This is a genomic window from Clostridium disporicum, assembly GCF_001405015.1.
In the GTDB taxonomy this organism is placed as follows: Bacteria; Bacillota; Clostridia; order Clostridiales; family Clostridiaceae; genus Clostridium; species Clostridium disporicum_B.
Genome location: NZ_CYZX01000003.1, coordinates 188,140 through 209,963, shown reverse-complemented (window position 1 = coordinate 209,963; position 21,824 = coordinate 188,140). Strand labels below are relative to the sequence as shown.

Below are 21,824 nucleotides of genomic sequence, written 5' to 3'. Positions count from 1 at the left end.
GAGATAAATAAGATACATCTGATTACAATTGGATGTATCTTATTTTATTTAGATATAATAAAATTAAAATGTATAAATAAAATAAATATTTTTAATTTTAGTAACAGTTGTTACAGAACTTAAATACAAATTGATATATCATATGAAATGTAGTCGCTAGTAAATTAAAAAATGATTTTCAAGTTAAGATAAAAAGTTATTTAGCAGTTAATATAAATATTAAAAATAGAGAAGGTGAAGAATTAATATGAAAGCTATATTAATAATGAATGAAGAGCATAAGAATATTAGCCGTATGCTTAAGGTAGTAAGAGCATGTTGTTCTAGAGTTTTAAAAGGTGAAGATATTAATTATGATGATTTTGATAAAATATTAGAATTTATAGTAGAGTATGCAGATAAGCACCATCATAAGAAAGAGGAAGATATACTTTTTGATAAGATGGTTAAGCATTTAGGAGGAACTGCAGAAAAAGTAGTTAAGACTGGGATGCTTGTAGAGCATGATTTAGGAAGGCTTTATATCAAGGATTTAAATAGAGCATTAGAAAAGGTTAAAGACGGAGATGAAGATGCAAAGCTAGACCTTATTGCAAATGCTATTTCATATACTCATCTTTTAGAGAGACATATTGATAAAGAGGACAGAGTTATTTATAAATATGCTGAAAGAGAATTAGACATAAATATTTTAGAATTAGTTAATAAAGAATGTAATGATTTTGAAGATAAAAATAATTATGTTAAAGAAAAATGCTTATCTATATTAGAAGAGTTAGAAAAAAGGTATATTATGGAGGGCTAAGATATGAAAAAATTAAATCTTAATAGAATAGAAGCTAATAGAGAAATAGTAACAGAAAATGATAGATTTAAAACTGTATATTTTAAGTTTGATGAAGGAAAGGGATTGCCGAACCATAAGCATAACGGATTTGCAACAATACAAGTTATTAGTGGAGAAGTTGATATGGAGTTTGCTAATGGTGAGAGAATTGAATTAAAAGTTGGTGATTTTTTACCTTTTGATGCAAGAATAGAACACAATGTTGTAGCTAAAGAAGTAAGTAAAGTATTAGTAACAATAGCAAAAGCACCAATGATTAAGAATTTAAAAAGATAAGGAGTGAATTGATAATGATAAATAAAGATATGACAATAGGTGAAATTTTAGATATAAATTTTAAGGCAGCAGATGTTTTAATGGGATTTGGTATGGGGTGCTTAGGATGCCCATCAGCAAGAGTTGAATCATTAGAACAAGCTTGTAGCATTCATGGATTAAATTTAGAAGAAGTATTAGAAAAATTAAATAATTTATAAAATTTAAAATGCGTAACAAATGTTACTGAAAATTATCAAAATAAAATGTAAAATGTGCATGTAAAATAAATATTTAAACTTTGGAGGAATAAAGATGGAAAATAAGATGTTTTGCTTTCAATGTCAAGAAACAGCAGGATGTACTGGATGTACTCAATTTGGAGTGTGTGGTAAATCACCTGATTTAGCTAGAATGCAAGATTTATTGATATATACAACTAAAGGATTATCAGAGGTAACTACGAGATTAAGAGCTGAAGGTAAGAAAATAGATGGACAAGTTAACCATTTAATAACTATAAATTTATTTACAACTATAACTAATGCAAACTTTGATGATGAAGTTTTCTATGAGAGAGTTAAAGAAACTTTAAGAACTAAAGAAGAGTTATTAGCTACTTTAGAAAATAAAACTAATTTATCAGAAGCTGCATTATGGAATGCAACTTCAAACAAAGAAATTGATAACAAGGTAGGAATACTTTCTAAGATTAAAAATGCTGTATTAGGAAGTGGAACAGAAGAAGTAAATATAGATAAGATATTTGATGAGAAATCAATTACTGTAGGTGTACTTGCAACTAAAGATGAAGATATAAGAAGCTTAAGAGAACTTATCATATATGGACTAAAAGGTATGTCTGCATATATGAAACATGCGAATGCTTTAGGATATGATAGTGAAGATATAAATGCATTTATGCAGTCAACTTTAGCTAAAACTTTAGATGATTCATTAAGCATAGACGAGCTTATAGCTTTAACTTTAGAAACTGGTAAGGTTGGAGTAGACGGTATGGCTCTATTAGATTCGGCTAATACTGGAACTTATGGACATCCAGAAATAACTAAGGTTAATATCGGTGTAAGAAATAATCCAGGAATACTTGTATCAGGACATGATTTAAAAGATTTAGAATTATTATTAAAGCAAACTGAAGGTACAGGAGTTGATGTATATACTCACTCAGAAATGTTACCAGCTCACTACTATCCAGCATTTAAGAAGTATTCACACTTTGCAGGAAACTATGGAAATGCATGGTGGAAACAAAAAGAAGAGTTTGAAAGCTTTAACGGACCAATCCTTATGACTACTAACTGTATAGTACCACCAAAGGATAGCTATAAGGATAGATTATATACAACTGGAGCAGCAGGATTTGCAGGTGTTAAGCATATTAAGGGAGAAAGTGAAGATAATAAAGATTTCTCAGAAATAATTGAACAAGCTAAGAAGTGTAAAGCTCCAACAGAAATTGAAAGAGGAGAAATAATCGGTGGATTCGCTCACAACCAAGTATTTGCATTAGCAGACCAAGTTGTTGAAGCTGTTAAAACTGGAGCTATAAAGAAATTCTTCGTTATGGCTGGATGTGACGGAAGAGCTAAGTCAAGAAACTACTATACTGATTTTGCAAAAGCATTACCAAAAGATACAGTAATCTTAACTGCAGGATGTGCAAAATATAAGTATAATAAATTAGATTTAGGAGATATAAACGGAATTCCAAGAGTATTAGATGCAGGACAATGTAACGATTCATACTCATTAGCTTTAATTGCGTTAAAATTAAAAGAAGTATTTGAATTACAAGATATAAATGAATTACCAATAGCATTTAATATTGCATGGTATGAACAAAAAGCTGTAATAGTATTATTATCACTATTATACTTAGGAGTAAAGAATATTCACTTAGGACCAACTTTACCAGCGTTCCTTTCACCAAATGTAGCTAAAGTACTTGTTGAAAACTTTGGAATCGGTGGAATAACAAATGTTGAAGATGATTTAAAAATGTTTTTAGAATAAATTATACTTCGAATTTTACGTTTTGGTAGGAAAATTTTCATATCAGATTTAAGGATATTTAATTATATTGTAAAAAAAGAAGTCATCTTAAGGATGGCTTCTTTTTGTATGAATTATTAAGTATTTATTTTATCTTTACTAGAAATAGTATAACATAAAGGTTAAAATTTTGTAAAAAAACAATAAAATAGTGGAAAATTCATCGAATTATGCTATAATAATGCTGAAAAAATTAGACAGTATGAGGAGAAGCAAAATGAAAAAATTATTTGCATTACTTACAGTATTAGTATTAAGTATGTCAATGTTAATTGGGTGTGGTTCAAGTGAAGCATCTAATGACGAATTAGTTGTATACTTTGTACCATCAAGAAATCCTGAAGAAATCCAAACAGCTACAGCACCTTTATCAGAAATGTTAAAGACAGAATTAGCTGGATTAGGATATGAATTTAATAATGTTAAAATTGTAGTTGGGACAAGCTTTGAGGCAGTTGGAGAAGCTTTATCATCAGGAACAGCTCAAGTTGGATTTATCCCAGGTGGGACTTATGTATTATATGATGATGGTGTAGATGTTGCATTAACAGCAACTAGATTTGGTTTAAGCCATGATTCAGAGAACGCTGCAGATTGGAATACAGCTCCAACAGAAAATACAGATGAGCAAGTAACTTATTATAGAGCACTAGTAATTGCTGGACCAAGTGAAAAAGGTCAAGAATTAGCTGCTAAAATAAATAATGGTGAAGAGTTAACTTTAGAAGATATTCAAAGTGCTACATGGGGAGTTTCATCAAATACAACTTCACCAGCAGGATACATATATCCAAGCTTATGGCTACAAGATAACTTTGGTATATCAATAACTGATTTACAAAGTAAGGTAGCATTAGATAATTACACTACAGCATTCACTCAATTAGCAAGCGGACAAATTGACGTAATGGTAACATACGCAGATGCTCGTTTAGACAATGTTGAAAAATGGACTTCTGATTTTGGAAGAACAGCTTCAATCTGGGAAGAAACAAACATAATAGGTGTAACTGATGGGATATATAACGATACTATATCAGTAACTAAAGATGCTTCAATGACTCCTGAATTAAAGGAAGCTATACAACAAGCTTTCATTAATATCGGTAACACAGAAGAAGGTCAAGAAATTATTTCTATTTATAGTCATAAAGGTTATCAAATAGCTGATGATGCTAACTATGATGGAGAAAGAGCTGCGCAAGAATTAATTAAATCTATGCAGTAATAATTAATAAAAATGAGTTCATGCTAGCATGAACTCATTTTGTGTATAAAGAGCAAACAAGAAAAATATTCATAAATATCATGAAAATGGGAAAGAGGGAAACTAGTGATTAAGTTTGATAAGGTAAATAAATTTTATCCAAATGGATTACATGCATTAAAAAATATATCGCTTGAAATAAATCAAGGTGAATTTGTGGCAATAATAGGTTTATCAGGAGCTGGTAAGTCAACATTATTAAGAACAATTAATAGAATGCATGATATTAGTGAAGGATCATTAACTGTAAATGGACAAGAAGTAAATGATTTAAAAGGAAAAGAATTAAGAAAATTTAGACGTAAGGTTGGAATGGTTTTCCAATCATTTAACTTGGTAACTAGAACTACAGTAATAAATAACGTATTAACTTCAAGAGTGCCAGATATGCCATTATGGAAATCTATTATAGGATTATACTCTAAGGAGGATAAGGTTATAGCATTAGAAGCTTTAGACAAAGTTGGTATACTAGATAAATCTTATGTTAGAGCAGATCAACTTTCTGGGGGACAGCAACAAAGAGTAGCTTTAGCTAGAACATTAGCGCAAAAACCTGAAATAATTCTTGCAGATGAACCAGTTGCAGCTCTAGACCCTATAACTGCAACACAAGTTATGGATGATTTTAAAAAGATTAATAAAGAATTAAATATGTCAGTATTAATTAATATCCATCATGTAGATTTAGCATTAAAATATGCAGACAGAGTTATTGGAATAAAAGCAGGGGAAATAGTATATGATGGACCAGCGAAAGATGTTGATAGTGAAATCTTAAAACAAATATACGGCCGTGAGTTAGCTGAAGATGAAGTAATGGGGGCTTAAAAGCATGTTAGAAAAGATTAAAAGTATATTTAAGCCTAAAAAAATAGTTTTAAATAATGGGAAAGAAATGCAACCTCCAACACCAATAGCACCTTTTGTGATAATTGGACTAGTAATAGCTTTAATTATTGCAGGTGATGTAACTGGATTTAAGTTTGAAACTATAGTTAAGAGGGGAAATGAATTTTTTGTAATCTTAAAAGATATGTTCCCACCAGATTTTAGTTATATAAAGTCAGTTATTCCTCCTTTAGTGGAAACTGTTAAAATTTCTGTTTTAGGATCGATGATTGGTAGTTTTATAGCAATCCCATTTGCGATGATGTGTTCTGTAAACATTAATAAATCTAAGATAGTTTTAAATTTAATCAGAGTTATAATGAGTATTACAAGAACATTACCAACATTAATTATTGCTTTAATATCAACTTATATATTTGGTTTAGGTACTTTTGCTGGTACTGTAGCTATATCAATTTTTACATTTGGTATTGTTACTAAAATGTTATATGAAAAAATAGAAACTGTTGATATGGGACCTTTTGAAGCTATGGAAGCAGTGGGAGCAACAAGAGTTAAAGCTTTTGTTGGTTCAATAATGCCTCAAATAATGCCATCATACTTATCAATTTGCCTTTATAGTTTAGAAATAAACGTTAGAGCAGCTGCAATACTTGGATATGTAGGTGCTGGTGGTATTGGTCTTATTTTAAATGAAAAGATTGGATGGAGAGAATATGATAAGGTAGGGATGATCCTTGTTATGTTATTCATTACAGTTGTAATTATAGAAAATGGAAGTAAATACATAAGAGAAAGGTTAGGGTAATATGGAGTTAACAGTTAAAAAACAATTAGAAAAACAACCAAATATGTGGATACACAAAGCCCTAACTGTATTATTTGTTGTACTTGTAATAGTATGGGCTTCTAAGGGAATAGCTTTTAGTGGAATAAAGGGAAATGGTATTGAAATTGCTAAAAATGTAGTTTCAGGTATATTACACCCTGATATGGAGATGTTACTTGATTTTAAGGCAGGGGTTCCAGCTTTATTATTAGAAACTGTTTGTATAGCGCTAATTGGTACATTAATAGGAACAATATTAGCAATACCATTAGCTTTTATATCAGCTAGTAATTTAATGCCTAAGTGGATAAGTAAAATAGGATTATTTACTATAGCAGCACTTAGAACATTCCCAGCATTTGTTTATGGATTAATGTTTATTCGTGTAACTGGGCCTGGTGCATTTGCAGGTGTTCTTACAGTATCAGTTATATCTATTGGAATGATATCTAAGCTATTTATTGAATCAATTGAAGATTTAGATATAAAAATTTTAGAATCTTTAGATGCTGCAGGATGTAATACTTTTGATAAAATCAGATATGGTATACTTCCACAATTATTCACTGATTTCATATCTACAGCTATATATAGATTTGAAATAAATATAAAAGATGCCTCTGTATTAGGATTAGTTGGAGCTGGAGGTATAGGTGCACCATTAATATTTGCAATGAATGCATTTAACTGGGATGAAGTTGGAGCTATTCTTTGTGGATTAGTAATTTTAGTATTAATAGTAGAGATACTTTCAACTAAGATAAGAACTAAGCTTACTAGAGGATAAGTAAGTTAAAAATTAAAGATAGAGAGTTAAAAATTAGTACGAAATAATAAATTTAATATTTGTTATTTATACAATTTTTAACTCTTTTTACTTTTAACTAAATAATAGTTTTTAAATATGTAGATTTATGTACCTTTACGTTTGAATTACTTTTGAAGTAGTTAATAATTACTTCAGGCATTTCAACTAAGATTTCTTTAAGTACAGTACAGTTTTGATAGAAATCATATCCACCAGCACCACTTGCTCTATAGTTATTCATAACTAAGCTAAGTACTTGTCCATCTGATAATTCTTGTCCTTTATATTTAATAGAAGTAACTCTATTATTTATTTCTTTATTTAAATCAAAAGTATACTCAATATTTGCAAAGTAATCATAGTTATAATGCTCAACTTTTGGCTTAAGGAAGCTTTCTGATATTGTTACACAACCATTATTATTATCAAAATAACTAGCAGATCTCTCTAATGCTGATTTTAGAATATCTCTATTTACTTCAAGAATAACTAATGTATTTGGGTAAGGATAAGTTGACATAATATCTCTTACGGTAACATTTTTATCAAAACCTTTTATCACATTTGCAAAAGATGTACATGATATATCTGCATTACTAGTTTCAAGTTGAATTTGATTTATAAAGTTAGCTAAGGCACATCCGTTTAAAGCCATATGTAAATGATCCGTAGGTTGTAGTTCTGTATCTAAGAAACCTACAGGTGTATCTAGCCACTCTTGAACTTTATTTTCTAAAGATAAGAATTTTTCGTACATATCTTTATTTGGATTAAGAGTTACAGCTTCTAATGATGATGTAATTTTAGTTATATTATTATCATCTATAGTAAGATTTAACTTTAAGAATTTACTTCCATTATGAGGAGTTTGAGCTATATGAGTACCATGAAGATTCATATTAGCTATAGACATATGTTGATGTCCAGTAAGAAGGATATCAAAATCAAACTCAGCACAAATTTTGTAAGCAATGTTTTCTTTTGTATTACTTAATTTTTTATGAGAGTCTAAATCATTTTCAAAACCACCATGATAAATACCTATAGTTAAATCACACTGTTTTTTCACAACATCAAAATATTCTTTTACTGAGTCAAAAGTATCTGTAATATTTATGCCTTTTATATTTTCAGGACGCTCCCATCTATTTATAAAGTCAGTAGTAAATCCAATTATACCTACTTTTAATCCATTTTCCATAGTTTTAATTTTGTATGGAAGTATAGGTAGGTTTCCTGTTTCATCTACTACATTGGCACAAAGACATGTAGCATTTAAATTGCTTAAATAGTTTTTTAAGTAATCTAAACCATAATTAAAATCGTGGTTACCTAAAGTTATAAAGTCATATCCACCTTCATTCATAATAGAAGCTATTGGATGTACTTCAAACTCTGTGTTACTTAAATAATTTGTAAATGGTGAGCCTTGTATAGTATCTCCACCATCAATTATTAGAGTGTTCCCATCTTTATCGAACTGATTAATAATATTTAATAATCCAATGTTTTTTTTAGATTTTTCAATGTAATCTGTTGGATAAATATAACCGTGAAGGTCAGATGTAAAATAAATCTTTAATTCTTTTATCATAAGTACCTCTTTTAAAGTAAATTTATAATTTATAAGCATATAAATTATATCATATCTTTAATGATTAGTGGGTAAAGAAAAGGATTAATAAAATATAAGAATAGGTATTAATAATAACAGGATATATATGATGGAATAATAGAAACTTTAGATTATTCTTATAAGGAAGAAGGTATTTATATTGACGATAATAATATAGATATAATAATAGCAACATGTGCATAAGATATATCTGTTCAAGCATAGGCTACAGAATTTTTGATTAGTAGTATTAGAAAATATATAAAAAATAGACTTTATTAAAAAAACATAATATAATTTTATTGTAGATAAATATTAATATTTTCTATATTTAATAAATTAAGGATGTTAATTAATGAGAGGTGGAAGTTATGGAGAGAAAATGGTGGCATAGTTCAGTGGTATATCAAATATATCCAAGAAGCTTTAATGATAGCAATGGTGATGGGATAGGAGATATAAATGGAATAATAGAAAAGCTAGATTATCTTAAGGAATTAGGCATAGATGTAATATGGCTTAGTCCAGTATATAAATCTCCAAATGATGATAATGGATATGATATAAGTGATTATTGTGATATCATGGATGAATTTGGAACTATGGAAGATATGGACAGGCTTTTAAATGAAGCTAAGGAAAGAAATATTAAGATTGTGATGGATTTAGTTGTTAACCATACATCTGATGAACATAAATGGTTTATAGAAGCTAAAAAATCTAAAGATAATGAATATAGAGATTATTATATTTGGAGAGATCCTGTTAATGGTAAAGAACCAAATGATTTAGGCTCAACTTTCAGCGGTAGTGCATGGCAATATGATGAAGAGTCAGGGCAATATTACTTACATTTATTTAGTAAAAAGCAACCTGATTTAAATTGGGAAAATGAAAAGGTTAGAAAAGAAGTTTATGATATGATGAATTTCTGGATTGATAAAGGTATCGGTGGATTTAGAATGGACGTTATTGACCTTATCGGTAAAGTGCCTGATGATATGATTACCGGTAACGGTCCCAAGCTTCATGAATACTTACAAGAGATGAATAAGGCAGCTTTAGAGGGAAATGATTTATTAACTGTTGGAGAGACTTGGGGAGCAACTCCAGAAGTAGCCAAGCTTTACTCAAACCCTGAAAGAAAAGAATTAAGTATGGTATTCCAATTTGAACATATAGGATTAGATCAAATTGAAGGTAAGGATAAATGGGATGTTAAGCCTTTAGATTTATTAGAGCTTAAAAAGGTATTATCTAAGTGGCAAACAGAACTTGAAGGTGAAGGATGGAATAGTTTATTCTGGAATAACCATGACCTTCCAAGAATAGTTTCAAGATGGGGAAATGATAAAGAGTATAGAGTAGAAAGTGCTAAGATGCTTGCAACTCTTCTTCATGGAATGAAGGGAACACCATATATTTATCAAGGTGAAGAGATTGGAATGACAAATATAAGACTTGAAAATATTGATGAATATAATGATATAGAAACATTAAATATGTATAAGGATAGAATTTCAAAGGGATATAGTCACGAAGAAATAATGAATTCTATATACATTAAAGGAAGAGATAATGCTAGAACTCCAATGCAATGGGATGATTCAGAAAATGCAGGATTTACAACAGGAAAACCATGGCTTGCAGTTAATAAAAATTATAAAGAAATAAATGTGAAAAAAGCATTAGAAGATGAAAATTCAATATTCTATCATTATAAAAAACTGATAGAAATAAGAAAGAATAATGATACTATTATCTATGGAGATTATAAATTAGTATGTCCAGAAGATAAAAATATTTTTGCTTATATAAGAGAGTTAAATGGAGATAAAATATTAGTAGTTTGTAATTTCTATTGCGATACAGTTAATTTTAGACTTAATGATGATTTTAATTTTGCAGAAATTTTATTAAGTAACTATGATGATTCTAGTACACTTCTTGAAAATTTAACTTTAAGACCATATGAAGCTATAATGTATAGATTAAAATAATAATAAAGCTCTATTAGACTAAGTTGTTTAATGGAGCTTTATTATTTTTAACAATCATTGTAATATTGGAAATAATTAAATATAGATTATTACATTGCATGATTAGAAATTTATGATTAAAATATAGAGAAGCAATTAATATAGATAAGATATTGGATTATTTAAAATAAAATATATTTGGAGTTTATTATGAAGAATAAATTAAGTAATAACTTTCTTTTTAAAGGAGTAAGTGATGAGGAGATAGAAAGTATTTTCTCGTATATAAAATACTCAGAAACTAGCTATAATAAGGGACAAATATTATTTCAAGAGGGTGATATTTGTGAAAATATTGGAATAATAGAGGAAGGCCTAATTCAATTAGAAAGAATTTATTCAAGTGGAAAAAGTATAGTTTTAGCTAAATTATCAGAAGGAGATGTTTTTGGGGAAGCACTTGTTATATCGAGCAAATCTTTATATCCAGCTACAGTTATTGCAAAAAGTGATTGTAAGATTATTTTTATAAATAGAAAAGAAATATTAAAATTATGTTCTAAAAGTGAAAAAATTTTAGAAAATTTTATTACTCTTTTAAGCGATAAAGTAATTATGTTAAATAAAAAGGTAAAAAGCACTTCATTAAAGTCTATTAACCATAAAGTGGTTGATTATATTTTAGAAAAGAGTAGTATAGCAAATTCTAATATTATTATGTTGAATGAAAGTAAGGAAGATATAGCTGCTTATTTAGGTATACCTAGACCTTCACTATCTAGAGAGTTGATAAACTTAAGGGATGAAGCTATTATTGATTTTGATAGAAAAAGTATAACTATTTTAAATTATAACAAGTTAGAAGAAAAGTTGTTTGATTAAAAGTTTGTAGTTAACTAATCAAAAGATAAGAGGTAAATATGAGAGAAGATAATATAACTTTAAATAAAAGAAAAAAAGTAAGAATAGATATATGTACAATAAGAGATTTTAAAGAAGCTTCTCTAAAAGAAGGTTATAGACTTAAGGAAATAGAAGATAATAACTTAAAAAAAGAAATTATAGAGGTATTTAATGTAGATGAAAAAGTAGCTGATAAATTACATAGTTTTATTAAAGATGAAGAACATACTTTTAGAGCTGATAACATAAATAGTTTTATTGATTATATTGAGAAAATAGTATTATTTGAAGATAATCATAAAAAATTATGTAGACAAATAAAAGGAATAAAGAGATTACATATAGATAGGGAAGAATATGAAAGAGAGCCATCTATTCAAGATGATGTAGATGAAATTATAAATATTATTGAAACTTTAAAACCTAAAATATCTAGTGTTATTGATAAGAGTGGAATAGATAAAATATATAACATCGAAAAAGAACTAAGTAAATATTATGTTTATGCTAAAGATATTGAGTTATTAAAAAGAATGATATCAAATAAAAATGATAAAATATTTGAAAATTATAATGTACAAAAAAGAGTTAAAACATTATCCATAGATATTCCAAAAGAACTTAATAAAGATTATATTAAAGCAACAAAAGGAACAGTAGAATATCATCAACATTTAAATAATAATATACCTAGAATGGAAAGGCTAATAAAAAATTTAAATAAATATATGAAATCCCATGAAAGTGAAATAAAATCTTTTAAGATAGACCAAAGTGAAGCACTTCAAGATACTATAAATATTGCTATAGCTTCATTTAATGGCAAAGAGTTTAAGGCTATAAGTGGTAAAAATAATATAAGGGGTTATTGTAATGCACCTTATTTAGGAAAAGCTGCTTTTGAAGCTTGTAAGGTTAATAAATTAGGTAAACTAGGAGTAGGATATAAAAGAGTTAATGATAGTGAAAAAAAGATATTTGAAGAAATACATAAGCAAATTTCAGGTGGAGAATTAAAGGATAATGGTGAACTTATATTGTATAGTAAATGGGAACCGTGTCCAAGCTGTTACTATGTAATTAGTCAGTTTTGTGAAATGCATCCTAATATAAATGTAAAAGTTAAATATCACAAGAAATATGGTGAGTAAGTATATACCTGTGGCATAAAGATATTAAAATATCTGCTACAGGTATATTTATTTTGCAATTTTAGCTGAACTTGTTTATATCAAGTATAATTAAGTTTTAATGGTTTAAATTTGAAATAATAAAAAATGTAAAAGGAATATATTTACAATTAGGTCTATCAGTGATAGAGTAAACCATATAAGGTCTATTATCGATAGACTAAGGAGGGGAATGGGATGAAAGAGTATAAGTTAGCAGAAGGAGAAATGAAGTTTACAGAGATTATATGGGATAGTGAGCCTATAAAATCCGGTGATCTTGTAGCTTTATGTGAAGAGAAATTTAATTGGAAAAAATCCACTACATATACTGTACTTAAAAAACTATGTTTAAGAGGGATATTAGAAAATAATAATTCAATAGTTACTTCACTTGTATCAAAAGATGAATATTTTAAATATAAAAGTGAGGAATTTGTTGAGGATACATTTGGTGGATCTTTACCTAAGTTTTTAGCTGCATTTATGGGAAATAAAAAGTTAAGTAAGAAACAAGCTGATGAATTAAAAGAGTTGATTGATAAATATGAGGAGGAATAATTATGGATAAATTGTTCTTAACAGTTCTAAAAATGAGTATAACCTCTTCCTATGTAATCTTATTTGTATGGCTTTCGTTTATATTAATGTCAAAGGATATGGAAATGTCATGTGATGAGACGGTAGTAAAAGAATTGGGAAGTAAAATAAAAAAAGAGTATTCTATGTCTCTATTATTATTTGCAACTGACAAGAATAAAGTAGGTATAGCCCCTATAGCATTTGGAGAAGGTGAGGTTAAGAGCAGAGTGAAAAATGTTCTTAACTATAAGAAACCAAGCTTTGGGGTAGTTTTAGTATCGGTAATAGCATTAATTACTGTAGCTATAGGGCTTATGTTTAATCCAATAAATAATGAGGAAAGTAATAAATATTTAGAAGATAATAATTTAAAAGGAATATCTTTATTAGAGAGAGGATATGATGAACCTGATAAGGTGATTCCTTTAACGAATTAAATAAATAGTATCAATATTAGAAGGTATTAGTCAAAAAGGGGAGAATATTATGAATGGTGTTACATATGAAAAGGTTAATTTAAACCCTAATATACCGGCTATGTTAGGATATTGGGGAAAGGAAAATATTGATGCGAAAAGTGCTTTTTATATAGGGCCCCATTGGCATAGGAGTATAGAGATTACATTTTTAACAGAAGGGCAAGTAGAAGGGGTTATTAACGGTAGAAGTATTAAAGTTAATTGTGGAGATTTTATTTTTGTAAATAGCGGAGATGTACATGAGATAGAAAAAAAGCAAGGAAAATTATGTGGTGGAATCATTTTAGTTTTATCTTATGACTTTATAAAAAGCGTATATCCTAATATTGATAATATTAGATTTGATATTTATAAGAAAAGTAATAGCAAAAAAAGATTAGTAGATATTTTTTTGACTATTAAAGATATATATTTGAATCCAGAGGAATTAGATTATATTAAGATTAATTCATATCTTTATGAAATATTATATATTTTATTATCTAATTTTACAGTTGAAGATGATAATTCTAACTTAGAAAATTATTTTAAATATAGAGATAAACAAAAGGAAATTTTAATGTATATAGGTGAAAATTACAGAGAAGAATTATCGTTAGATAAAATTTCTAAACAATTCTATATGAGTAGTGAGTATTTTTCAAGGAAATTTCATGAGTGGTTTGGAGTTACATATAAAATGTATTTAGCCAATTATAGGCTTTCAAAAGCTTATGAAGATTTAATTAATAGCGATGATAATATTCAGGATATAGCACTTACACATGGCTTTTTAAATGTAAAATCATTTATAAACATATTTAAAGAAAAATACAATATGACTCCATCAAAATATCGTCAATTAATAAATTGTCAAGAAACAGCTGAAAAGTGGACAAGAAATTACAACAATAAATTAATTAAAAATGATAATATCTAATTAATAAATTAAACGCACAGATTTGAATATAAGCAAAATGTGCGTTTAAATTTTATTAGTTATGTAAAGGTTTTATAAAAGTTGGTAATGGGGAAGGAGAGGAAAAATGAGTAGAAAATATTCACAAGATTTATTAAATAAGATAGTTGAAAGGCAAGAATTGGTAAATATAAAAGGAGTAGAAGTTTTAGTTAAGAATTTACCAGATAGTGATGAAAAAGGTGCTATGGATCCACGTCTTTATAAAGATATGAAAAAGCAAATGACAATAATGAGATTTATGCCTAAAAGCATGACAAAGATGGATACATCAGCAAAAGGGATTGAAAAGTTAAGAAAGATGTTTGGAGAAATTAAGAGTATTCCAATAGTTGAAAAAGAGATAGATATTATAAATAAAACTGTTAAAGCTGATGATGGATATGAGGTACCAGTACGTATTTATAAGTCTGAGACTATTAAAGAAAATGCACCTATTTTATATTATATTCATGGAGGCGGATTCTTTGGAGGATCACCAGATGTTGTTGAAGAACTTGTAAAACTAATAGTTGAGAAAAACAGACATATTGGCTTTTTCAGTAGATTACAGATTAGCTCCAGAAAATCCATATCCAATAGGGCATACTGACTGTTACTCTGTACTAAAATGGATTTATGAAAATGCAGAAGGATTTGGCGGAGATAAAAATAATATATTTGTAGCAGGAGATAGTGCTGGAGGAAATCTGACTCAATACTGTACAACAAGAGATATGGAAGATAACTTAGGAATGGTAAAAGGTCAGCTATTACTTTATCCTACAGTAAATATGGCAGGTATTGAAGATGAGTATTTTAAATGGAGTATGGATGAATATGAAATGGCTCCAAAGCACAGAGCAGGACTTGAAATGATGTTAGGTATGTTTGGGGGTATGACTGGAGGATTAGAAGATATATTAGGTACAAATGATGTTAAGAATGAATATTTGACTCCATATATAAGAGAAGCAAAGGGGCTACCACCTACCTTTATTACTGTTGGAGAACATGATTATTTAAAGGTTGAATGTTTAGCTTATGCAGCAAAGCTTACTAAAGCTGGAGTTGATACAACAACTGTATTATACAAAGGCTTTGGACATGCTTATGGAGATAACATAGGGGTATATCCACAAAGTGAAGATTGTGCTATAGAAATGGGGAAATTTATTTTAAAGTATTCAAAATAAATATATGAGGGTATGAATATATGAGAAAAACTTATAAATATACGTTATTAGTTATTGGTATTTTATTGGTGATATTTGCTTTTACTGATTTACAGATTTCAAATGCAATCTATAATTCTAATAGTAGTTTTGGGATGATATTTGAAGCTATTGGAGAATTTCCAGCTGCGGTTATAGCAACATTTTGCACAGTTAGTTTAATGCTAACTAGAAATGAAGAAAAGTCAGTAAAATATAATTTAAGAACAGGTGGATATATTATATTATTGCTCCTATTTGCACTGATGGCAGCTATGCTACCAGTAAAATATTTTAATGGACCTACAGTGCTTATTCCTATAATTGCTACTTTATATATAGTTATTTCTTATATAATTGCTAAAAAGTATTCCTCTACTAATAGAGAGGAATTACGTAACGCAGCAATTGTAGGCGTATTGACTTTTGTATTTGTTGTTATAACTTTTAATTTAGTTAAAATGGGATGGGGAAGAGAACGATATAGGCATATGATTGCAACAGGCTCTTTTGAAGGTTTCTCTCTTTGGTTTATTCCACAGAAGTTAACAACAGATAATGAATTTATGTCATTTCCATCAGGACATAGTGCAAATGCAGCTATTATGATTTGGATTACATTAATTCCAACATTTATTACATCTTTAAGAGAAAAGAAAAATTGGTTTATAGGTTTTTCTTTATTATGGATATTAGTAGTTCCAATAAGTAGAATAATGGTAGGAGCTCATTTTGCATCAGATGTTACAATGGGAGTAACAATAACTTTAATAATATTTGCTATTTTGGAAAGCAGATATATTAAAAAAGAGGATATAAAATGTGAGGAAAACATTGGTAGGGTAAATACTTGATATAAATAAAACATTAGAAGATAGTGATTGTATTATAGATGAATAGAAAGAACTATATAAAAACTACTTATTATATAAGGAGATTTAAATATAGTTCTTTATTTATTCTTAAAATTAAAGTGAATAAGCTTACATAAAAAGCTTATTCAATATTAAAATAGTTAAAAATGGAACTTGATAACAGAATCATATTATATATTAATATAATAATACTATGAATTTATTTGAAAATTACCACTATAATATTGACGAAAAAAGGAAGTTTTTGCTAAAATATTGGTGTTAAAAATATTGATTTAATTATTCGGGGGGAAAATGAGTAAAAAGAGAAAATATATAATATTTTTACTATTTTTATTTATTATAGTACTCGGAGGTAATCAAATCGTATACTCCGATGATAAAGTTATATATGATAATGAAATAGTAAAAAATGATGCTGTTAATTTTCAATCGTTAACAGTAAAAGATGGGATTTCCAATGATTATATAACAAAAATTTTACAAGATTCTAGAGGATATATGTGGATTGGGACGGCAGATGGATTAAATAGATATGATGGAAGTGGAGTCCGAATCTATAATTATTCCTATGAAGATGAAAAGAGCTTAAATTCAACATATATAACAGCTTTAGCTGAAGATTCTAATGGTAATATGTGGGTTGGAACTGGTGGTGGTTTAAGTATAATAAATATGAAAACTAACGAAGTCACCAGAATAGGAAATAATTATAATAGTGATTATTCGATATCAAACTATCACGTGACCGCTATATTTAAGGATAATAATAATACAATGTGGGTTGGAACTTCTGATGGGCTTAATATGTATGATGAGCAAACAGGGAAATTTAGAAAGTATTATGCAGAAGAGGGTAATAGTAACTCTTTAACTAATAGCTATATTACAGATATTAAGGAGTTTAAAGATGGTAATATAGTAGTAGCTACTAAAAGTGGAGCAACATACATAGATATTAATACATTTGAAATTAATAAAATGAAAGATATTCATGAAAATAATAAATATATATATAGTATAGATTTTGATAACGATTATAAAACTTGGTATTCAACAAAAAGTGGGATTTATTATATTAATGATAATAAGATACAGAGCGTTTATTTTGATGTAGATATAGGAGAAAGAATTAATACAGATATCAGCTATATATTATGTGATTCACAGGAAAATATATGGTTTGCAAGCTCAAATGGATTAATAAAGTATGAACAAAAAGATGATATAACTAAAGTTTATAAAACCGATAAAGAAGTATCCAATAGTTTATTAAGTAATTATATAACTTATGTATATGAGGATAGGAATGGAGTTATTTGGATAGGGACAGATAACGGAGTGAGTATATTAAATAATACTCAACAATTTAATAAAAAATATAATTATTTATTACATAACCTAGGTATTTCTGAAAGCAGTGTTACATCAATATTAGAAGATAGTCATGGAGATATATGGGTAGGAACTAAATATAATGGAGTATTTTGTTTTAACGAAGAAACAAATGAGACCATAAGATATGTTCATGATGATACAATGGAGCAATCTTTAAGCAGTAATTCTATAAACCATTTACATGAGGTAGAACCCGGTAAAATTATGCTTTCTACAGATGAGTCTGTGGATGTGATATTAAAAGAAGATGGGACTATACAAAACATTAATAAAAATCGCTTAGGAGAAGCGGCTAATAAAAATTATTTGAAATTCTATTATGATGGACAATCTACATGGGTTGGAAGCAATGAAGGTTTTTATATACATAAAAATGGTGGAAATCTTGCAAAAAGTTATAATAGTCACTTTGAGGAATATGGCTTATCTAATTATAGGGTAATTGATATCTTTCAGGATGAAGAAGATGAAAATATATTATGGTTAGCTGGTGGTAGATATACAGGGTTAATCAAGTTTCATAAAGAAGAAGGGATAATTAAGAATTATACAAGTGATGATAATAATAATGACTTAACTTATGATACTATAAACTGTATTCAAGGTGATGGTAATGGTAACTTGTGGATAGGTACCAATGCCGGTTTAAATAAATTTAATATAGAAACAGAAACATTTACTAATTATTCTAAAAAAGATGGACTTGCAAATGATTATATAAACTCTTTATTAATTGATGATGAAGGAAACTTATGGATTGGAACTAATAATGGTTTAAGTAAGTTTAACATAAAAAAACAAAAGTTTACGAATTACTCTGAAGCAGATGGTTTACAAGGAACTCTTTTTAATAGGGGAGCAGCCTATAAGACAAAGAGTGGTAAAATGTTTTTTGGTACAAATAAAGGTATTATTTCATTTAATCCAAGTGAAATAAAAGAAGAAATATATAATGAAGATAAGGTTGTATTAGGTAATATTAGAGTAAATAATCAATTAATAGATTATGATGATAATGAGATTATCAAACTTAATCATAATGAGAATAATATAGAGATTAAATATTTTTTACCTGACTATGGTAGAATAGGTGGAGTTTCATATACCTACATGCTTGAAGGGGTTGATAGTGACTGGCAATATCCTGAAAATAGAAATAATGCTATTTATACTTTGTTATCGCCAGGGAATTATACATTTAAGGTTAGGGGCATAAAGAGTAATGGAGATATAACTGAAGAAACTTCTCTTAACTTTATTGTAAAAAGTCCTATATGGAGAACTAAAACTGCATTTATACTTTATTTTATTATAATAGCTGCTATAGTTATTTATGTTAGAAATCATGTTAAAATATTAAAAGCGATAGTTGATAGGCAGACTAAGGAAATAAATGCTCAGATGGAAACGAATAGGGAGTTATATGAAAGAAACATTAAAAATGAGAAGTTTAAAAATGATTACTTTGTAAATCTTTCTCATGAGTTAAGAACACCAATTAATATTATTATAGCAACAGTACAGCTAGTACGGACATTAGTTGGAAAAGATAATTTATATAATGAAAATAGAGAAAAATATCTGAATATTATTACGAAGAGTTCTAATAATTTATTGGGAATTATAAATGATATTATAGACAGTTCAAAGATAGAATCAGGTGCATATAAGATAAAAAAACAAGAAGGTATTGATATTGTATATTTAGTTGAAGAAACTGCACTAGGAATGAGTAGTTTAATAAGTGAAAAAGGAATTGAACTAATTATAGACCCAGAGATTGAGGAGAAAATAATATGTTGTGATCCTAATGAAATAGAGAGATGTATTATTAATCTTATAGGAAATGCTGTTAAATTTACTGAAGAAGGTGGAGAAATCAGAGTATTTATTAAAGACTATGGTGAGTTAGTAAGTATTTCAGTAGAGGATACAGGACTAGGAATATCATTAGAAGACCAGAAGTTCATATTTAATAGATTTGAGCAAGGAGAAAATATGAATTCAACTCAGGTAAGTAGTAGTGGTATAGGATTAACATTAGTTAAATATATAGTGGAGCTACATAACGGAAAGGTTACGTTAGAAAGTGAATTAAATAAAGGAAGTAAATTTACAATAATATTACCAGTATAATGTTTCATATACAATTTAGATTATATAAATATATATTAATTAAAAGAGATTACCTAAAAACTTTATAGGTAATCTCTTTAGTATATATTTAGAAAATCTTTGAGTACGAATTACTTAATAATATGAAATTAAATTTTGACAAGGTATAGTCATTAAATTAAGTATACTTATTAAATATAGATTTTAATTTTTAATTATAGTAAAATGAGCCTATACTTAATTGTTAGAAGAGGAATGAACTATGGGGAAGAAAGTTAAAAGTATATATCCAGAATATTATAATGAGTTTAAATGTATAGGTGGTTCTTGTGAGGATAGCTGTTGTATTGGATGGGATATAGATATCGATAAGGTTACATTTAGAAAATATTATAAAGTACAAGATTTAGAGATGAAAAGAATGTTTCAAAAAAATGTACATAATAATGAAGAAAGTTTTAGTGATGATGTAGATTATGGAAAGGTAAAATTAAAGGATGATAAAAGATGTCCTTTTTTAGATTGTAATAATTATTGTGTAATACATTCAAAACTTGGGGAAGATTATCTTTCAAATGTTTGTACATGTTTTCCAAGGATAACAAACTTAGTTGATGGATGTTATGAAAGATCCCTTGATGTTGCTTGTCCTGAAGCTGCAAGAATTTTATTATTGAATGAAGAGGGAATTAAGTTTAAAGAAAGCGAAGAGGAGATAGGTAAACATATATTATCAAACCAAGTTGATACTAAATCTAAAGAATTAAGCAATTCACTTGCAAAGTACTTTAAAGAGATAAGGAAAGTCTGTATTAAAATAATTCAAAATAGAAAATTAGAATTAACTGAAAGACTTTTCGTATTAGGTGAATTTATCAATAATTTAGAAGATGAAAGTGAAAGTAATTTTAATAACATAGAAAAGTTTATTAATAACTATGATATAAACAGAACTCAAGGTTTTTATGAAAAAAATAGTTTATATTTTATGCTTCAAATAGATTTCTTTAAGAAGATGGTATCTTTATTAAATATAGATAAAGAAGTAGATAGTGATTTGTTTAAGGAATATACAAAGCAAATTATAGATTCGTTTAATTTGAATAGAGAAGATGCTGATAATAGAACATATATAGAGGTTTTTGAAGAATATAATAAAGAATTTCTTGATAAGTATACATATATTTTTGAAAATTATTTAGTTAATTTTATTTATAATAATATGTTTCCGTTTAATGAAAAAGAGTCTATTTTTGATGGATATATTATGTTATTAATGAGATATTCATTTATTAGGTTTTATCTAGTTGGAAAATATATAAAGGAAAGAAATGATTCTAAAGAGGAAATAGTTAGGTTTATTCAAGTATTCTCTAAAACTATTGAGCATCATAGAAGTTATTTAACTAAATCTATAAGGTATATAAAAGAAAAAGAATTTGATAATATAGAGTTTGCTAAAACACTTTTATAAAGTAATTTATGTATATATAAGATGTTTAGCATTCTAAAAATAGATTAATTGTGTGTTTTAATGTAAGTAGGTATAGATAAAAATAGAATTTTATCTATACCTACTTTTCATATTAAATATTATAAGTTTGTATATAAAAAAGAATTAACA

General features: G+C 27.6%; 20 protein-coding genes. 19 read left to right on the top strand and 1 reads right to left on the bottom strand.

The window, feature by feature from the left end:
* The first annotated feature begins 247 nt into the window (after window positions 1-247).
* From ARA56_RS03235 to phnE (ARA56_RS03200), 8 genes are all read left to right on the top strand, one after another.
* On the top strand, window positions 248-805 hold the full coding sequence (locus ARA56_RS03235; protein ID WP_055263890.1) for a hemerythrin domain-containing protein: 558 nt from the start codon (window positions 248-250) through the stop codon (window positions 803-805).
* Window positions 806-808: 3 nt separating this feature from the next.
* Complete coding sequence (locus ARA56_RS03230; RefSeq protein ID WP_055263888.1) at window positions 809-1,123, top strand: cupin domain-containing protein; 315 nt, start codon at window positions 809-811, stop codon at window positions 1,121-1,123.
* Window positions 1,124-1,137: 14 nt separating this feature from the next.
* Window positions 1,138-1,323 carry a DUF1858 domain-containing protein gene (locus ARA56_RS03225; protein ID WP_055263886.1) on the top strand — a complete coding sequence of 62 codons (186 nt, stop codon included), beginning with the start codon at window positions 1,138-1,140 and terminating at the stop codon, window positions 1,321-1,323.
* 94 nt (window positions 1,324-1,417) lie between these two features.
* Window positions 1,418-3,139 (top strand): hydroxylamine reductase, encoded by a 1,722-nt coding sequence (gene hcp, locus ARA56_RS03220; protein ID WP_055263884.1) that lies wholly within the window; start codon window positions 1,418-1,420, stop codon window positions 3,137-3,139.
* Between the two features lie 256 nt (window positions 3,140-3,395).
* Window positions 3,396-4,406 carry a phosphate/phosphite/phosphonate ABC transporter substrate-binding protein gene (locus tag ARA56_RS03215; protein ID WP_055263882.1) on the top strand — a complete coding sequence of 337 codons (1,011 nt, stop codon included), beginning with the start codon at window positions 3,396-3,398 and terminating at the stop codon, window positions 4,404-4,406.
* Between the two features lie 105 nt (window positions 4,407-4,511).
* The gene (gene phnC, locus ARA56_RS03210; protein ID WP_055263880.1) at window positions 4,512-5,276 is read left to right on the top strand and encodes a phosphonate ABC transporter ATP-binding protein; all 765 of its coding nucleotides are present in this window, start codon (window positions 4,512-4,514) and stop codon (window positions 5,274-5,276) included.
* Window positions 5,277-5,280: 4 nt separating this feature from the next.
* The gene (phnE, locus tag ARA56_RS03205; protein ID WP_055263878.1) at window positions 5,281-6,105 is read left to right on the top strand and encodes a phosphonate ABC transporter, permease protein PhnE; all 825 of its coding nucleotides are present in this window, start codon (window positions 5,281-5,283) and stop codon (window positions 6,103-6,105) included.
* 1 nt (window position 6,106) lies between these two features.
* Entirely contained in the window at window positions 6,107-6,913 is an 807-nt protein-coding gene (phnE, locus tag ARA56_RS03200; protein WP_055263876.1) for a phosphonate ABC transporter, permease protein PhnE, read from the top strand.
* Window positions 6,914-7,010: 97 nt separating this feature from the next.
* Here the strand turns inward: phnE (ARA56_RS03200) and ARA56_RS03195 are convergent, their stop codons facing one another.
* On the bottom strand, window positions 7,011-8,528 hold the full coding sequence (locus ARA56_RS03195; protein ID WP_070205635.1) for a bifunctional metallophosphatase/5'-nucleotidase: 1,518 nt from the start codon (window positions 8,526-8,528) through the stop codon (window positions 7,011-7,013).
* A gap of 392 nt (window positions 8,529-8,920) precedes the next feature.
* Here ARA56_RS03195 and ARA56_RS03190 point away from each other — a divergent pair, with 392 nt between their 5' ends.
* From ARA56_RS03190 to fliB, 11 genes are all read left to right on the top strand, one after another.
* Window positions 8,921-10,549 carry a glycoside hydrolase family 13 protein gene (locus ARA56_RS03190; RefSeq protein WP_055263874.1) on the top strand — a complete coding sequence of 543 codons (1,629 nt, stop codon included), beginning with the start codon at window positions 8,921-8,923 and terminating at the stop codon, window positions 10,547-10,549.
* A 189-nt stretch (window positions 10,550-10,738) separates the two neighbouring features.
* Window positions 10,739-11,410 (top strand): Crp/Fnr family transcriptional regulator, encoded by a 672-nt coding sequence (locus ARA56_RS03185; protein ID WP_055263872.1) that lies wholly within the window; start codon window positions 10,739-10,741, stop codon window positions 11,408-11,410.
* 38 nt (window positions 11,411-11,448) lie between these two features.
* Complete coding sequence (locus tag ARA56_RS03180) at window positions 11,449-12,582, top strand: deaminase domain-containing protein (RefSeq protein ID WP_055263870.1); 1,134 nt, start codon at window positions 11,449-11,451, stop codon at window positions 12,580-12,582.
* A gap of 216 nt (window positions 12,583-12,798) precedes the next feature.
* On the top strand, window positions 12,799-13,161 hold the full coding sequence (locus ARA56_RS03175; protein ID WP_055263868.1) for a BlaI/MecI/CopY family transcriptional regulator: 363 nt from the start codon (window positions 12,799-12,801) through the stop codon (window positions 13,159-13,161).
* A gap of 2 nt (window positions 13,162-13,163) precedes the next feature.
* Entirely contained in the window at window positions 13,164-13,619 is a 456-nt protein-coding gene (locus ARA56_RS03170) for a M56 family metallopeptidase (RefSeq protein WP_055263866.1), read from the top strand.
* Window positions 13,620-13,668: 49 nt separating this feature from the next.
* Window positions 13,669-14,580, top strand: coding sequence for an AraC family transcriptional regulator (locus ARA56_RS03165; protein ID WP_055263864.1), 912 nt, complete (start codon window positions 13,669-13,671; stop codon window positions 14,578-14,580).
* A 106-nt stretch (window positions 14,581-14,686) separates the two neighbouring features.
* Window positions 14,687-15,211 carry a hypothetical protein gene (locus ARA56_RS16910; RefSeq protein WP_207642900.1) on the top strand — a complete coding sequence of 175 codons (525 nt, stop codon included), beginning with the start codon at window positions 14,687-14,689 and terminating at the stop codon, window positions 15,209-15,211.
* Entirely contained in the window at window positions 15,150-15,794 is a 645-nt protein-coding gene (locus ARA56_RS16905; RefSeq protein WP_207642899.1) for an alpha/beta hydrolase, read from the top strand. The genes ARA56_RS16910 and ARA56_RS16905 overlap by 62 nt, the downstream gene beginning before the upstream one ends.
* Before the next feature lie 20 nt (window positions 15,795-15,814).
* Complete coding sequence (locus tag ARA56_RS03155; RefSeq protein ID WP_055263862.1) at window positions 15,815-16,666, top strand: phosphatase PAP2 family protein; 852 nt, start codon at window positions 15,815-15,817, stop codon at window positions 16,664-16,666.
* A 315-nt stretch (window positions 16,667-16,981) separates the two neighbouring features.
* Entirely contained in the window at window positions 16,982-20,221 is a 3,240-nt protein-coding gene (locus ARA56_RS03150) for a ligand-binding sensor domain-containing protein (RefSeq protein WP_055263860.1), read from the top strand.
* 241 nt (window positions 20,222-20,462) lie between these two features.
* On the top strand, window positions 20,463-21,674 hold the full coding sequence (fliB, locus tag ARA56_RS03145) for a flagellin lysine-N-methylase (RefSeq protein ID WP_055263858.1): 1,212 nt from the start codon (window positions 20,463-20,465) through the stop codon (window positions 21,672-21,674).
* Window positions 21,675-21,824: the final 150 nt, after the last annotated feature.